Source organism: Hwanghaeella sp. LZ110 (assembly GCF_048892525.1).
Classification (GTDB): domain Bacteria; phylum Pseudomonadota; class Alphaproteobacteria; order UBA8366; family Aestuariispiraceae; genus Pacificispira.
The window spans coordinates 461,432-476,923 of sequence record NZ_JBLZHT010000003.1; the positions used below are offsets into that span (position 1 = coordinate 461,432).

Consider the following 15,492-nt stretch of genomic DNA (forward strand, 5'->3'; position numbering starts at 1 on the left):
TAATGCTCATATTCAGCCCTGCCCTACACTCATGGGGCGCACGGTAACAGAGATTGGGCACATTGATAATTAGGAGGTTCCAGCATGAGCGATAAAAAACAGCATACAATGACCCTGACCGATAACGCGACGGGCAAGAGCTGGGAATTGCCTGTAATGAGCGGGTCTGTCGGTCCCAAAGTGATCGACATCCGGAAGCTTTATGGTCAGACCGGCTATTTCACCTATGATCCAGGTTTCACCTCTACCGCCTCTTGCGACAGCGCGATCACCTATATTGATGGTGACGAAGGTGTTCTACTGCACCGCGGCTATTCAATCGAAGATCTGGCGGAAAACTGTGAATTCATGGAAGTCTGCTATTTGCTGTTGCATGGGGAATTGCCCAATAAGAAGGAAAACGAGACGTTCAAGCACACCATCACCTATCACACGATGGTGCATGAACAACTGCTGTATTTCTATCGCGGCTTCCGGCGCGATGCCCACCCGATGGCCATTATGGTCGGTGTGGTTGGCGCATTAAGCGCGTTCTATCATGACTCCACGGATATTAATGATCCGGCACAGCGCATGATCGCCTCTCACCGGCTGATCGCGAAAATGCCGACTATTGCGGCGATGGCGTTTAAATATCCAATCGGCCAGCCGTTCATGTATCCCGATAACAGCTTGAGCTATACCGCAAATTTCATGCGCATGACTTTTGGTGTGCCGGCGGAAGACTATGTCCTGTCCCCGGCGGTTGAACGGGCGATGGACCGAATTTTCATTCTACACGCGGACCATGAGCAGAATGCGTCGACATCAACGGTACGCATTGCAGGCTCTTCCGGGGCCAACCCCTTTGCCTGTATCTCCGCTGGTATCTCGTCCTTGTGGGGGCCTGCCCATGGCGGCGCAAACGAAGCTGTTCTGAATATGCTGGAACAGATTGGCGATGTGAAGAACATCCCCAAATTCATTGAGCGTGCCAAGGACAAAGATGATCCTTTCCGCCTGATGGGCTTTGGTCACCGTGTCTATAAAAATTATGATCCACGCGCAGGCGTTCTGAAGAAGAGCTGTGATGAAGTGCTGGCCGAACTGGGCGTGAATGATCCCCTGCTGGAAATCGCTCAGGAATTGGAGCGTATCGCGCTGGAAGATGAATATTTCGTCAGCCGCAAGCTGTTCCCGAATGTCGATTTCTATTCAGGCATCATTCTGAAGGCAATCGGCTTCCCGACCAGCATGTTCACGGTTCTGTTCGCCCTGGCCCGCACCACTGGCTGGGTCGCCCAATGGAATGAAATGATCGCAGATCCCCATCAGAAGATCGGGCGTCCACGTCAGTTGTTCCTGGGATCGGATCGTCGCGACTTTATCGAAATAGATAAGCGCTAATACGCAAATATCTGACATGAAGAACGCGGCTCAACTTACTGTTGGGCCGCGTTTTTTATGGTCAGACTGGCAAGGATCATGCGGGCGGCTGCCACGCTTGGCGCATCCTCGCCTGATGGTTTCAACTGATCCAGATAGGGTGCCAGCAGTGACGCCTGTTGGGCGCCAGACGGCCCCAAAAGGGCATCAATATCCTGGGCCAATTGGCCTGCCAGACAGTCACTTTGAATGCGTTCCGGCACAATTTCGCGTTGGGCCAGAATGTTCAGCAAATGGGCATATTGTGTTTTGATCAAGCGCCGCACCAGAAAATGGGTCAGCCCATTGATCTTGTAGGCAATAACCGTTGGCACCCGCGCCAATGCCAATTCCAGGGCGACGGTACCAGACGCTGCCAGCGCCGCATTTGACGCGGCCATGGCATCATATTTCTGCGACTGATCTTCCAGAACAGTCACATCAACCGGCCAATCTGCTGCTTGTGCCTTAATTGCCTGTACCAGATGCGGCACAGCCGGGATAATCACGTGCAAACCTGGATGTTTTATCTTTGTTTCTGCGACAGCATCCTTAAACACTGGCAGCAGTCGCTCCATTTCGCCACGTCTGGACCCTGGCAGGACACACAGCACCGATGCATCAGAGGCAATGCCAAATCGCTTTCTAAACCCGGGGCCATTCCCTGTGTCGGCACCACTTTCCAGAATGGAATGGCCAACAAAGTCTGCTTTCAGGTCAACAGCCTCAAAATAGGGCGGTTCGAACGGCAACAGGCACAGCAAGCGGTCGAACAAGGCCTTGAACGCAAAGACCCGCTTTGGTCGCCAGGCCCAGACCGTGGGCGCGACATAATGGACTTTGGGCCATACTGTGGCCCCGCAGGCGCGCGCCAGGCGCTTGTTGAAACCAGGCGCATCAATCGTCACCATAACATCGGGATCAAAGCGGATGGCCGCCTGTGCCGCCTGGGCAATTCGGCGCTTCAGTTTCGGGATATGTGGCAGGATCTCGATCACCCCCATGATCGCCAAATCGGATAGGGGAAACAGGCTATGCAGCCCTTCCTTTTCCATTTCCGGTCCGCCAATCCCCTGCAGTTCAATGCCCTGGGGCGATAGCTTTTTCAGGGCGGCGATCAAGCGCCCACCCAGAATGTCGCCGGAAACTTCGCCGGCTGATATGAAGACCTTCAAGGGGCGCGACGGCTGCGTCACTTTGTGTCGTCCCCATCCGTCACAGCCAATAGAAACAAACCAGCAGAATCCGCGGCCGCAATCGTCTCAGCCTTAGACACCAACAGGCTGCGGCCCGCCTGAATGACCACACCGGAAAATCCTGCCCTTGCGGCGGCGCTGATGGTATCGGGTCCAATGGTCGGCAAATCGGCACGCTCCGTCTGTTGCCGCTTGCTCAATTTCACCAGAACGGGTCCATGGCCGCCTTCTTGCCCCGCGCGCTTCAAATGACCGCAGCGATTAATAAGAGCATCGGTCCCTTCCGCTGCTTCGACGCCCAGGATTACGCCATTCTGAACCACGACCGCCTGACCGATATCCAGTCCGGCCATGGCGTTCAAAACCGCGCATCCTTTATCGATATCAGGCTGTACGTCCAATGGCACCGCAAGCGCGCCCAATTGTCCAGATTCCGGCATGATATCATCCAGAATGGTATGGATGGGATGAACAAACAGCCCCTCTTTCTCTTCCAGATAGGTTATCACGGAGCGTAGAAGCCCATCATCGCCCAATTTCATAAGGCTGCTGCCCACGATGGTCAGTGCCTTTTTATCCGGACGAAGCTCAAAGAGGGATGGACGATTGACCGCGCCAACAAAGACCAGATCACGAATGCCAAGACTGCGGACCAGATCGATGGATGTCTGGGCGGCCCCCATACGAATAACGTGACAGGCATATTGTTCCTGATACAAGGACGGATCAGCCTGATCCTTCAGGATCAGGACTGTGACATCCACCCCCATGCCGCTGGCGCGTTGAGCGACCTTTAGCGGCAGATCCCCGCGTCCCGCCACTATTCCCAGTTTTTCAAAGGGCATCATGGCGACGTCCAATCCTGTTATTTGCCTAGTCCGCCTGTCCAAGAGCGCGCGGCTGCGTCAGTCCACGGCTGGACTGCGCCTGAACGAAATCGACGATCTGTTTCACGGCCTCGTCTGTGCCGAAGATTTCAGCAACATCTGCGACGCGTTCCTTGATCGTGCCTTCATCTGCAAACAGCATGCGATAGGCAGAGCGCATTCTGTGAATGGTTTCCTTATCAAAGCCGCGCCGTTTCAGGCCGACCACATTCAATCCACACAGGCTGGCCCTGTCCCCCATCACGGAACCATAGGGGATGACGTCATTTTCAACGCCAGACATGCCACCGATCATGGCATGCGGGCCGATACGGACGAATTGATGGACCGCTGACAAGCCACCAATAATGGCGAAATCTCCAACCGTCACATGCCCTGCCAGGGTCGCATTATTGGCCAGAATGACATTATTTCCGACCATACAATCATGTGCCACATGCGCGCCCACCATGAACAGACAATCATCTCCGACCCGGGTCAGCAAACCGCCGCCCTCTGTGCCGGGATTCATGGTCACATATTCACGGATCTTATTCCGCTTCCCAATTTCCAGGAAGGACTCCTCGCCACGATACTTCAAATCCTGCGGCGCCATGCCGATGCTGGCGAAGGGGAATATTTCCGACCCCTCGCCTATTTTGGTGCGGCCATTGATAACGACGTGGGAATGCAAATGCACATCCGCGTCCAACACGACATTCGGGCCGATGCTGCAAAATGGCCCCACGCGGACGGTGTCGGCCAGGGTTGCCAGAGGATCAACAATGGCGCTGGGATGAATATTGGTCATTAAATGGGTCCTGACCCTAGGGTTTGTCCCGTATCATTGCGGAAAATGTGGCTTCTGCGACGACTTTGCCGTCGACACGGGCTTCCCCACGGAATTTCCAAACCTGGCCCCTGTTTTGTTTCTTGACGACATGAACTTCCATGCGGTCGCCGGGAACGACGGGGCGCCGGAACTTCGCCTCTTCGATGGACATGAAATAGACCAGCTTTCCTTCGGACTCTGGGCCCAGGCTGGTCACAACCATAACACCGGCGGTTTGTGCCATGCTTTCAATGATCAAAACGCCCGGCATTACAGGCTTCCCAGGGAAATGTCCTTGAAAATGCGGTTCTCCGATGGATACGCATTTGATGCCAACTGCGCTTTCATACGGAACAACATTATCAATCCGGTCGATCATCAGGAAGGGATAGCGATGCGGAATACGCTCCATCACCTTTAAAACATCAATATCGTCCAGGTAATCTGTTTTTATGTCATCCATGATTTGCTCATCTCTTATTTATTATTCTGCCCCTTACGCATCAACGCAGCTACAAAAGCATGTTGTTTAAGCCATTGGCGCATTGATGTAGCAGGATAGCCCCCCACCTTCTCCCCAGGCTCAACATTGCCGATCACGCCACTCTTTGCCGCCACTTGTGCCCCGTCGCCGATTGAAAGGTGCCCGGCAATGCCAGATTGCGCACCACAGGCCACAAAATCGCCCAGCTTTGTGCTGCCTGCGATACCGGATTGACCCGCCAAAACACAGCCGCGTCCTAAGACAACGTTGTGCCCGATTTGAACAAGGTTATCAATCTTGCAGCCATCGCCTATAACCGTATCCGGCCCCATGCCGCGATCAATGGCCGTATTTGCGCCGATTTCAACATAGTTTCCGACCTTAACACTGCCGGTCTGGGGGATATCCAGGTGGCCCCGACCACTCATCGCGAACCCAAATCCACGCGTTCCGATGCGCGCGCCAGGAAGAATTTGGCAGCCCTCCCCAATATCTGCATAGCCGATATAGACGTTAGGACCAATTCGGCTGCCAGCACCTATTGTAACGCCTGTATCGATAACCGAATTCGCGCCGATAACAACGCCCTTCCCCAGTACAACATGCGCCGCGATACTGGCCCCGGCCTCTAATCGAACGCTGGGATCAAGGGTCGCGGTTTCATCTATGTGGGCTGTTGGGTGCAAAAAGGGCTCAACGGGCGGAAGAGGATAATATAACTGGGATATTTTTGCGAAATCGTAATAAGGATCTTTTGAAATCAGGCCAATCGTCGCCGGCGGCAGGAATTCTGCATCCTGCTTGGTTATCAAAACAGCGCCCGCTTTGGTTTGACCCAGCGCCGATTTATAGCGCCGATTGAAAAAGAAACTTAAAGTATCCGGCCCGGCCCCATCCAGGGTCCCAACATCCGCAATGGAAACATCTGTTTGCGCGCCATCAACAACTGCGCAGCCAACAGTGTCGACCAATTCTTTCAGCAAAAACGGGCCGGCCTTCTGGAAGAATCGTTTGTCCGCCATAAAAACCGTCGATGCTATTGAGCGGGTGGTACGGTAAAATCGATTGTCTGAACGCGCTTATCCAACCGTTCAATCACGATATCAGTGATTTCAATATCATCCGTTGCCAGAACGATGGTTGGATCCCCGACGGACCGATCCAAAATCAGGTTGATACCATTGGATGTGGCGATTTCACCGACAATTTCACGATAGTAAGTTACAATTTGGCCTTTTGCTTCAGCCAAAGCTTTTTCCATCGCTTGCTTACGTTCCGCTGCTTTCTTGTTTGATTGCTGCAGACGTTCTTCGAATTCTTTGCGTTTGGCCGCAAAAGCGTCTGCGGAAAGAATGGCCTGCTGTTGCTGCAAGGCTTTTCCATCCTCTTCCAGACTGGCCTGCATTTGACGCAATTCGGCCAGCGTCGCCTCATTTGCTTTCTTGAATTTGACGCGTAAATCCTGCCAAACCAAGGCACGTCGTTCAATTTCCGGGACATCCAGAACAGCGATCTTCGGAGCGACGACATCTTGTGCGTAGGAGATAGCAGGTGTGGAAACACTGTATCCAACGGCGATCAGCCCCATAAAAAGGGCCAATCCAGCCGCAGAAAGCGGCATAATACGGATCATTTTAGAACCTCGTTCCGAAGTTGAAGCGGAAAATTTCAGTATCATCGAAATCTTCCTTTAACACGGCCTGAGAGAAATCAACCCGGATCGGGCCGAATGGCGAGACCCATTTGATACCGGTCCCCACTGACGCGCGTATTGAACCGGTATCCTGAATGGTCGTGCCACCGGAATCAACCCCCGAAAGATAACCGGCATCCGTAAAGACGGCCCCGGAAACACCGAATTCATCTGGAAGCCCTAGCGGGAAAACCAGTTCAATCGACCCATTGGCCATACGTTCCCCACCAAGGGAATCGCCACTGATGGAATCGCGCGGTCCAGCGCCCCCATTTGCGAAACCGCGCAGATTGTCACCGCCCAACAGGAAGCGGTCGTTCAATCGGATATCGTCGCCCAATCCGATCAATGACCCGACTTCAGCGCGGGTCACCAGACGCATCTCATCGGTAATTGGCAGATAATGGGATCCTGACAGGGTAGACTTAAGATACCGCACAGACCCACCAAATCCGGCTAAATCGGTTCCCAGAGCAATAAGATAGCCATCGGTGGGGTCCAATCGGCTGTTCAGCTTATCATAGGTCAGTGTCTGCCCGAAAGTTGATACAAGATCGTCGCCGGCGGAGGCCTTCACGAAGCTACTGGCATTTGGATCAACGTTTTCAATGGTTTCCTGGGAAAGGCGATAGCGAACCTGTTGCCGCCAGTCTTCATTGAAATCATATCCAAGACGAACGCCCGCGCCGGTTTCCTGACTGTCATAAGACGCAATATCCTGACGGTCGATAACGGTATGGAACAGGTCCAGGCCAGCTGAGAGCTCACGGTCCAGGAAATATGGTTCAGTGAAGGAAAAATCGATCGTCGTGCGACGCTGTGACAGCGTTGTCCCCAACCGCAGATCTTGACCCCGCCCCAGCAGATTGCGTTCCCGCATCTGAATTTCACCCAAGGCGCCATCGGCTGTGGAGAACCCGGCCCCGATTGACAGTTCCCCCGTTGACTGTTCCTCGACATCAACCATCACGACGGTCTTGTCGGGGTCTGAACCAGGAACGTTCGTTACTTCAACATTAGAGAAGAAATTCAAATCCTCAATACGCTGACGGGAGCGGCGCAATTTGGTGGCGTTGAAGGCATCCCCTTCCACAAGCAGGAATTCGCGACGAACAACTTCGTCCAGGGTGCGCACGTTGCCGCGCACCTCAATACGCTCCACAAATACGCGTGGTGCTTCCTGAATTTCAAAGGTGATATCAATCGTCAGCGCATCTTTATCGCGGTTTACGATGGGCCGAACATCCACAAACGCATAGCCCAAATCGCCTACGGCGTTTGTAATGGCGACAATTGTGTCATCCACTGCATCGGCATTATACCAATCGCCGGTTTCCAACTCGATCACAGGCTTTAGAGTTTCCGGATCGATATCGGGAATCTTGGATGTCAGATCAAACTTACCAAATTTGTAGCGCTCACCCTCATCCACTGTGAAGGTGATGAAAAAGTTTTCCTGGTCTTCCGAAAGCTCGGCAACGGCAGACGACACCCGAAAATCAGCAAACCCGCTGGCGAGATAATGGCGACGGAGCAATTCCCGATCAAATGTCAGCTTGTCTGGATCATAGGTGTCAGAGCTGGATAGGAAGCGGTACCAACGGGTCTCTTTGGTGACCAGTACTTCACGCAAGGCGCTGTCTGAGAAATACTTGTTCCCGACGAAACCGATATTTTCAATGCCCGTCAATGCGCCTTCATTAATTTCAAAGACCAGATCGACCCGGTTCTGCTCCAATTGAATGACCTTGGGCTCAACCTTTGCGGCAAAACGACCGTTACGCCGATACAAATCAATAATGCGCTGAACATCGGTTTGAACCCGGGTGCGCGTATAAACGACGCGGGGACGCAATTGGGTTTCCGTCTGCAGTGTCTCATCATCCAGACGCTTGTTCCCCTCAAACGCGATTCGGTTGATGATCGGATTCTCTACCACCCGGATGGCCAGCGTATTGCCGCTCATCTGCATGCTGACATCGGCAAACAAGCCGGTTGCAAACAAGGTTTTCAACGCCTGATTCACGCCACGCGAATCAATCTGATCGCCTTCCCGCACACCAATATAGGAAAGAACGGTTTCACGCTCGATCCGCTGGGTGCCCTCAACTTCGATGCGCGTGATCGTCGGGGATCCGGGCTGAACAGTATTTGAGCCCGACCCGGAAACACCCGGTGCCGTCCCCTGCGGTTGCGGGGCAACGATTGGCGGTACGGTTTGTGCGGCGGCGAAATCAACGGAGACTGTCAGCGGCAGAAGACATGCAACAAAACCACAGGCGAGCCGAAACGCATGACCCAGCCCAGTGTAACGCCTTTGTGGACCACCCTCAGACTTTTGTGCCACCACAAAGCCTGCAAGGTCCGCTTGCGTAATCTCAAGGCCGAAACCGTTATTGGAATTGTTCCTCACCCACACGCCCTTTTTTCAAGCAACCGCACACAAAACGATACACTGGTGATTCAGCTTACACTGATCACAGCAGTGTTCATACCCTATCCTGAGTCCAGATTAAACCGGAAAATGCGATGTGAATCAAATTGCTTAGCCCGGATTCGTTATGTTCTCAAAACGCGATGGAACACCTATCCGGAGAAGCCCAGTAAAGTCGGGAGTTTCAGATCGTTTAATGTCACCAGGATCATCACGCCCAACAACAATGCCAATCCAGCCCGCAACATATATTCCTGCATACGCTCGTTCAGGGGTTTTCCGCGTACAGCTTCGATCACATAGAACATCAGGTGTCCCCCATCCAGCATGGGAATGGGCAGCAGGTTCAACAGCCCCAGATTGATGGACAGAACCGCCATGAAGACAACCAAATCCAGGGCGCCGCGCTGGGCCACCTGATTGGACATATCGACAATTTTTACTGGCCCGCCCATATCATCCAGGCTGCGGTTTCCAGTGATAATCTCCCCGATCGCAGAAAGCGTCAGGATGCTATAGTCCCAGGTTCGCTCAGCCGCCATTCCAACAGACTGAAAGGGTCCAAAGGTCACAACCTGAAACGGGGCATGAATGCCAATCAAATAGGTTGACGACGCCTCGTTGAAATTTGGCTGCAAACGCTTGGTCAGGACCAGTCCGTCCCGGTCGACCTTAAGCAGAAGCTCCCGTCCCTCGCTGGATTGAACCGCATCAACCAGGCTCGCCCAATCGGGAATATCACGACCGTCAATGGACAGAATGCGATCGCCTTCCATCAACCCGGCCTGTTCTGCCGGGCTGTCGGCGACAATTGCGCCAATGCCATAGGTCGCAACATCTCTGGATTCACGAATGCCCGCGCCGCCGAACAACAGCGCCAGAACCGCGATTGCGAATATGAAATTGGCCATTGGACCGGCCAGGACAATCGCAAAACGTTGGGCTAAGGTCTTATGATCAAAGGAAACAGCGCGATCTTCCTGGGTCATCGCCATGCCGGTTTCGCCCTGGACGGACTCCATGCTGTGTTCGCCATACATGCGAACATATCCCCCCAGGGGAACGATGCTGAATTTCCATCGCGTTCCATGGCTATCGGTCCAGCCGAACAATTCTTTGCCAAATCCGATTGAGAAAACCTCAATACGGACCCCGCACCAACGCGCGACCAGATAGTGCCCCATTTCATGAACAAAGACCAAAATACAAAAAACAATCACGGCATTGAAATAACCGATGCCACCAATGAAAGAGTCCATGTTGGGTCCTTACCTTTATTCCGCCGCCTGCGCGGTGAATTCCAATGCCCTCGCCCGGGCTTCTTCATCCAAGGCGAAAACAGCGTCCAAATTGTCTAATGCGCGCGCCGGAATTGCATCGATAACACGTTCGACCGTTTCCCAGATATCGCAGAAACGTCCCTGCCCTTTCAGGAAAGCTGCAACCGCAACCTCGTTCGCCGCATTCATGATACATGGGGCATGTGGCCCCGCGATCAAGGCATCCCGAGCCAATCGCAGAGAGGGAAAGCGCGCCGGATCAGGGGCTTCGAAATCCAATCGACAGGTTTCCAGAAAATTCAGCCTGGCAGATGGGCTTTCCATGCGATTGGGCCAGGCCAGGGTATTGGCAATCGGCGTTCGCATATCGGGGCTGCCCAGCTGAGCGAGAACCGATCCATCGGCATATTCAACCATGGAATGGATCACCGATTGCGGATGAACCACGATCTCAATTTTATCTTCCGGCATATCGAAAAGATAATGCGCTTCAATCAGTTCCAGTCCCTTGTTCATCATACTGGCGGAGTCGATGGAGATTTTCGCCCCCATCGCCCAATTGGGATGAGCAACGGCCTGATCTGGTGTTGCCGCCACCATTTCCAGGGCGCTCCAGGTTCGGAACGGGCCACCAGACGCGGTCAGGATCAATCGTGAAATCGCAGCCCTGTTATGCGATTCGAAGACCTGAAATATCGCATTATGCTCTGAATCCACCGGCAGCAGCGTCGCGCCATGAGTGGCAACTTCCTGCATCATTAAAGGACCAGCTGAAACCAGACATTCTTTATTGGCGAAGGCAACACAGGTGCCGGTCCGAACCGCCGCCAAAGTCGGCTTCAGACCCACCGCGCCGACAATTGCTGCCATGACATAATCCACTGGCTGTGAAGCCAGGTCGATGACCGCCGATTCCCCTGCAACGGCCATGCAATCACTGCCAGCCAATGCAGCCTTCAAATCAGCATACAGCGCCTCATCCGCAATGGCGGCGACCTTGGCCCCAAACGCTTTGGCATCCCGCGCCAGGGCGGCAACATTGCGATGCGCGCTTAATCCATAGACATCAAACCGATCGGGCGCGCGACGAATAAGGTCCAGGGTGCTTTGCCCGACAGAGCCGGTTGCGCCCAGAATGGTCACGCGGCGTTTTCCCGTCATGGAATCATGCCCCCAAACTCCTGATACAGCAGCCACGGCCCCAGCCCCAATAGGGATGCCCCCAGAAACCCGTCAAATCGATCCAGTAAGCCGCCATGACCGGGGATCAAGTTTCCGGAATCCTTTCGTCCCGCTCGGCGCTTCAACCAGGATTCCACCAGATCCCCAATTTGGGAGCACACGGATAATCCGGCCAACATCAGCACCATTTCAAGTTCAGAATGCGGTACCAGGTCCCCATGGAACAGATAAATCGTCACCAAGCCCAGAATAATGGCGGAAACCACGCCCCCAATTGCGCCAGACCATGTTTTGTTTGGACTGACCCTGGGGGCCAGCTTCGGCCCGCCAACAAGGCGTCCTGTAAAATAAGCCCCGATATCAGTACCGATCACCGCGGGCACCAACAGGATAAGCGGCGGAATCGTGTAAAAATCTGCCCGCAACTCAGACAGAACCATTGTCAAACAGGCTAGACAAACCGACGCGGCGGCAACCATTCCCATAGGAAAGGCGCGCTTGCGCGTTGATGCCGCCCAGGCGACCAGCAGGGTCCCCGCCATCAATAATAAGGCAACCCAGACCGGAAATCCCTGATTCGGTAAGGCTGGGATCATCGCCAACAGACCAAGCGCGCATAACCCCATCGCAAGCAAACGCGGGCCAGTCCGCTGAACCCCGGTCAGATCCAGGGCCTCCCAGATCATGCCTGCGGCCATGGCTGCAACAAAGATAACAAAAAACGTGCCGCCCATATACAGCTCTATCGCGGCAATCAGGATCAGCACAAAGCCGGAAATGGCCCGAACCTTCAGATCAGACGCAAGCTTGGGAGAAAGTGTCGGGGCCGGGTCGGTCATGCGTAATGCGCGGTCGTGCCATAGCGTCGATCACGGCGGCGAAAATCATCTACCGCCTGCTGAAACGCTGATTTGTCAAAGTCAGGCCAGAATACATCGGTAAAGAACAGTTCTGCATAGGCACATTGCCACAGCAGAAAATTACTGATGCGTTTTTCACCGCTGGTGCGAATGATCAGATCCGGATCGGGCAATCCCACCGACCAGAGGTAATTTTCAAACAGGGCCTCATTAACGGCGTCAGGCTCCAGCAATCCTAATTTCACAGATTGCGCAATTCGCCGGGCCGCATCGGTGATTTCCGCCCGACCGCCATAGGACAGCGCAAGCGTTAAGGTCTGGCGTGAATTATGCTCTGTGGTGCGTTCCGCCTCTTCCACCAATTTCTGAATATCGGGGGCCAGACGTTTACGCTCCCCAATCACCCGAAAGCGGATATTCTTGCCGTGCAATTCCGCAATTTCAGACTTCAGATAGCGACGCAATAGGCCCATCAGATCACTGATTTCGGTTTCCGGCCGTCGCCAGTTTTCGGACGAGAAACTAAACAGGGTCAGATACTCGATCCCCATATCGCCCGCAGCCTCGACCGCTGCCCGCACAGCCTCTGCCCCTTTACGGTGCCCGGCCAGCCTGGGAAGGCCCCGCTGTTTAGCCCATCGACCGTTGCCATCCATAATGATTGCAACATGTTTTGGCGTGGGTTTGGTGTCGTGATCTGCATCCATGCTAAAGACCATTTTTGGGAAGGAGTAAGCTTGATCCGTTAGACCTGCATGATGTCCTTTTCTTTTTCAGCCAGGGCTGCATCGACCTTGGCGACGAACTCATCGGTCAATTTCTGAATATCATCCTGGCCTTTATGCAGCTCATCCTGACCGATATCACCGTCTTTTTCTTCCCGCTTCAGGGTATCGATCCCGTCGCGGCGAATATTGCGGATCGCAATGCGTGCCTGTTCCGCATATTTGCCGGCAACCTTTGTCAATTCGGCGCGGCGTTCCTGGTTTAATTCCGGCAAGGGAATACGCATCACCGTGCCTTCAGTCATGGGATTAAGGCCCAGATCTGATTCACGAATCGCCTTTTCAACCGCCTTTACCATGCTGTTATCCCAAACCGTGACCATCAACATGCGGGGTTCAGGAGCGGAAATGCTGGCCACCTGATTAAGCGGCATTGAGGCACCATAGGCGTCAACATGGATGGGGGTCAGCAGGTCCGTAGAGGCGCGCCCAGTCCGCAAACCCTGAAACTCCGTCGCCAATGCATCAAGTGCCCCATCCATACGACGGCGCAGATCTTTAATTTTTGCAGACATATCGTTCTTTCCCACTAATCTGGATCCCCTTGGGATCTCTTTGATTGCTTAAACCGTGATCCTTTTAACTGGTTTGCCCGGTTGGGTCCAACCGATCATCACACAGCGTCCGTAACAATGGTGAAGCGCCCTTGGCCGCACACAACCTTGGCAAACGCACCTGGATCATAAAGCGAGAAAACCAGGATCGGAATATTGCGCTCGCGTGACAAAGTTATGGCGGAGGCATCCATGACCTGTAAATCATCTGTCAAAACCTGATGATAGCTTAATCGATCATATCGTGTCGCGGTGCTGTCCTTCATCGGATCCGCTGTATAAACCCCATCCACCTTCGTTGCCTTCAACATCGCATCGCAATCCATTTCGGATGCGCGCAGGGCAGCGGCTGTATCTGTGGTGAAGAAAGGATTTCCTGTGCCCGCAGCGAAAATGACAATGCGGCCCTTTTCCATGTGGCGCGTGGCGCGGCGGCGGATATAGGGCTCGCACACCGTTGCCATGGGAATAGCGGATTGAACGCGTGTCGGAACGCCCTTGGCCTCAAGGGCCGCCTGCATTGCCAAGGCATTCATGACCGTAGCCAGCATTCCCATGTAATCGGCCGTGGTGCGCTCCATTCCCTTGGCAGCGCCCGAAACACCGCGAAAGATGTTGCCCCCGCCGATGACCAGACAGATTTCACAGCCCATTGAGCGCACGCTGATAATCTCGTCTGCGATTCGCCCCACTATTTCCGGATCTAATCCAAATTCCCTATCCCCCATCAGGGCCTCGCCGGAGATTTTCAACAAAACACGTTTGTAGACAAGGGTCCCGGTTTCGGTGGGCATACACATTCTCCACGGATCAGATCTTTGGGGCGGGATTATTCCAGCGGGCGCATTGTGGCCTGAGCCCCCGATTCAGGCAAAACAAAAGCAACAAAAAAGGGCCGCCCCAATCTGGAAGCGGCCCCCTTTTAAAGCAGTCAGGATCAGCCTTTGACGGCAGCTGCGACTTCTGCTGCGAAGTCTTCTTCCTTCTTTTCGATGCCTTCACCCAGGACATAGCGCGTGAAAGCGCTCAGTTTAACAGGGGCACCGACATCTGCTGCGGCGTTTTCCACCACTTTGCGAACCTTGGTTTCACCGTCGATCACAAATACCTGCTCCAGCAGCACTACTTCTTCATAGTATTTGCGGATACGGCCTTCGACCATTTTCTCAATGATGTTTTCAGGCTTGCCTGATTCGCGAGCCTGTTCGACCAGCACGGCGCGTTCCCGCTCCAGATTGCTGGAATCGACATCTTCAATATTCAGGGCTTCAGGCTTGGCGGCTGCGATATGCATCGCAATCTGCTTACCCAAGGCTTCCAGCTTCGCCTTGTCGCCGGTTGATTCCAGGGCGACCAGAACACCGATCTTACCCAGGCCCGGTGCAACCGCGCTGTGAATATAACCCGCGACCACGCCATCATTGACCGACAGCGCCGTGCAGCGACGGAAGCTCATATTCTCGCCAATGGTTGCGATGTTATGGGTCAGCTGTTCCTGAACCGTGCGACCCGTTTCGGGATAGGCTGCGGTCAAGACCTTCTCTGCATTGCCATTTTCCGTCAATGCGATCATGGCGACGTCGCTTACAAATGTCTGGAAGCCTTCGTTACGGGCAACAAAGTCAGTTTCCGCATTGATTTCCAACAGCGCGCCCTTGGTCCCGTCGGTAACGACCGAAACCAGGCCATCGGCGGCAACGCGTCCGGCTTTCTTGGCAGCAGCGGCAAGGCCCTTGGTGCGCAGCCAATCCACTGCGGCATCCATATTGCCATCGGTTTCTGCCAATGCTTTCTTACAATCCATCATGCCTGCGCCGGTCGTATCGCGCAGTTCCTTCACCATGCCTGCCGTAATCTGGCCCATGGAAATGCTCCTCTCGTCTCTCGGTTCAAATTGTTAGGCTACGGGAACAATGGTTCGC

15 protein-coding genes are annotated in these 15,492 nt (G+C 53.9%); 1 reads left to right on the forward strand and 14 read right to left on the reverse strand.

What is annotated here, in order from left to right:
* Positions 1-84: 84 nt before the first annotated feature.
* Entirely contained in the window at positions 85-1,386 is a 1,302-nt protein-coding gene (locus tag ACOSDM_RS08430; protein WP_420724056.1) for a citrate synthase, read from the forward strand.
* A gap of 35 nt (positions 1,387-1,421) precedes the next feature.
* Here ACOSDM_RS08430 and lpxB read toward each other — a convergent pair whose 3' ends face one another.
* The 14 genes from lpxB to tsf all read right to left on the reverse strand — a co-directional run bounded on the left by lpxB (position 1,422) and on the right by tsf (position 15,434).
* On the reverse strand, positions 1,422-2,600 hold the full coding sequence (gene lpxB, locus ACOSDM_RS08435) for a lipid-A-disaccharide synthase (protein WP_420724057.1): 1,179 nt from the start codon (positions 2,598-2,600) through the stop codon (positions 1,422-1,424).
* The gene (locus ACOSDM_RS08440; RefSeq protein ID WP_420724058.1) at positions 2,597-3,448 is read right to left on the reverse strand and encodes an LpxI family protein; all 852 of its coding nucleotides are present in this window, start codon (positions 3,446-3,448) and stop codon (positions 2,597-2,599) included. Before ACOSDM_RS08440 ends, lpxB begins: the two co-directional genes overlap by 4 nt.
* A 25-nt stretch (positions 3,449-3,473) precedes the next feature.
* Positions 3,474-4,277, reverse strand: coding sequence for an acyl-ACP--UDP-N-acetylglucosamine O-acyltransferase (gene lpxA / locus ACOSDM_RS08445; protein WP_420724059.1), 804 nt, complete (start codon positions 4,275-4,277; stop codon positions 3,474-3,476).
* Between the two features lie 16 nt (positions 4,278-4,293).
* Positions 4,294-4,761: a 3-hydroxyacyl-ACP dehydratase FabZ gene (fabZ, locus tag ACOSDM_RS08450; RefSeq protein ID WP_420724060.1), complete on the reverse strand. Its 468-nt coding sequence runs from the start codon at positions 4,759-4,761 to the stop codon at positions 4,294-4,296.
* A 14-nt stretch (positions 4,762-4,775) separates the two neighbouring features.
* Positions 4,776-5,804, reverse strand: a complete 1,029-nt coding sequence (lpxD, locus tag ACOSDM_RS08455) for a UDP-3-O-(3-hydroxymyristoyl)glucosamine N-acyltransferase (protein ID WP_420724061.1) — start codon at positions 5,802-5,804, stop codon at positions 4,776-4,778.
* 14 nt (positions 5,805-5,818) lie between these two features.
* Positions 5,819-6,415, reverse strand: coding sequence for an OmpH family outer membrane protein (locus ACOSDM_RS08460; RefSeq protein ID WP_420724062.1), 597 nt, complete (start codon positions 6,413-6,415; stop codon positions 5,819-5,821).
* 1 nt (position 6,416) lies between these two features.
* Positions 6,417-8,888 carry an outer membrane protein assembly factor BamA gene (gene bamA / locus ACOSDM_RS08465; protein ID WP_420724063.1) on the reverse strand — a complete coding sequence of 824 codons (2,472 nt, stop codon included), beginning with the start codon at positions 8,886-8,888 and terminating at the stop codon, positions 6,417-6,419.
* A gap of 173 nt (positions 8,889-9,061) precedes the next feature.
* Positions 9,062-10,168, reverse strand: a complete 1,107-nt coding sequence (gene rseP / locus ACOSDM_RS08470; RefSeq protein WP_420724064.1) for an RIP metalloprotease RseP — start codon at positions 10,166-10,168, stop codon at positions 9,062-9,064.
* A 15-nt stretch (positions 10,169-10,183) separates the two neighbouring features.
* Positions 10,184-11,350 carry a 1-deoxy-D-xylulose-5-phosphate reductoisomerase gene (locus tag ACOSDM_RS08475; RefSeq protein ID WP_420724065.1) on the reverse strand — a complete coding sequence of 389 codons (1,167 nt, stop codon included), beginning with the start codon at positions 11,348-11,350 and terminating at the stop codon, positions 10,184-10,186.
* Complete coding sequence (locus ACOSDM_RS08480) at positions 11,347-12,210, reverse strand: phosphatidate cytidylyltransferase (protein ID WP_420724066.1); 864 nt, start codon at positions 12,208-12,210, stop codon at positions 11,347-11,349. Before ACOSDM_RS08480 ends, ACOSDM_RS08475 begins: the two co-directional genes overlap by 4 nt.
* The gene (locus ACOSDM_RS08485; protein WP_420724067.1) at positions 12,207-12,938 is read right to left on the reverse strand and encodes an isoprenyl transferase; all 732 of its coding nucleotides are present in this window, start codon (positions 12,936-12,938) and stop codon (positions 12,207-12,209) included. The genes ACOSDM_RS08480 and ACOSDM_RS08485 overlap by 4 nt, the downstream gene beginning before the upstream one ends.
* A gap of 38 nt (positions 12,939-12,976) precedes the next feature.
* A complete protein-coding gene (frr, locus tag ACOSDM_RS08490; RefSeq protein ID WP_420724068.1) occupies positions 12,977-13,531 on the reverse strand; it encodes a ribosome recycling factor in 555 nt (184 codons plus the stop codon).
* A 98-nt stretch (positions 13,532-13,629) separates the two neighbouring features.
* Positions 13,630-14,364 carry a UMP kinase gene (gene pyrH / locus ACOSDM_RS08495; RefSeq protein ID WP_420724069.1) on the reverse strand — a complete coding sequence of 245 codons (735 nt, stop codon included), beginning with the start codon at positions 14,362-14,364 and terminating at the stop codon, positions 13,630-13,632.
* Positions 14,365-14,507: 143 nt separating this feature from the next.
* Complete coding sequence (gene tsf, locus ACOSDM_RS08500) at positions 14,508-15,434, reverse strand: translation elongation factor Ts (protein WP_420724070.1); 927 nt, start codon at positions 15,432-15,434, stop codon at positions 14,508-14,510.
* Between the last annotated feature and the right edge of the window lie 58 nt (positions 15,435-15,492).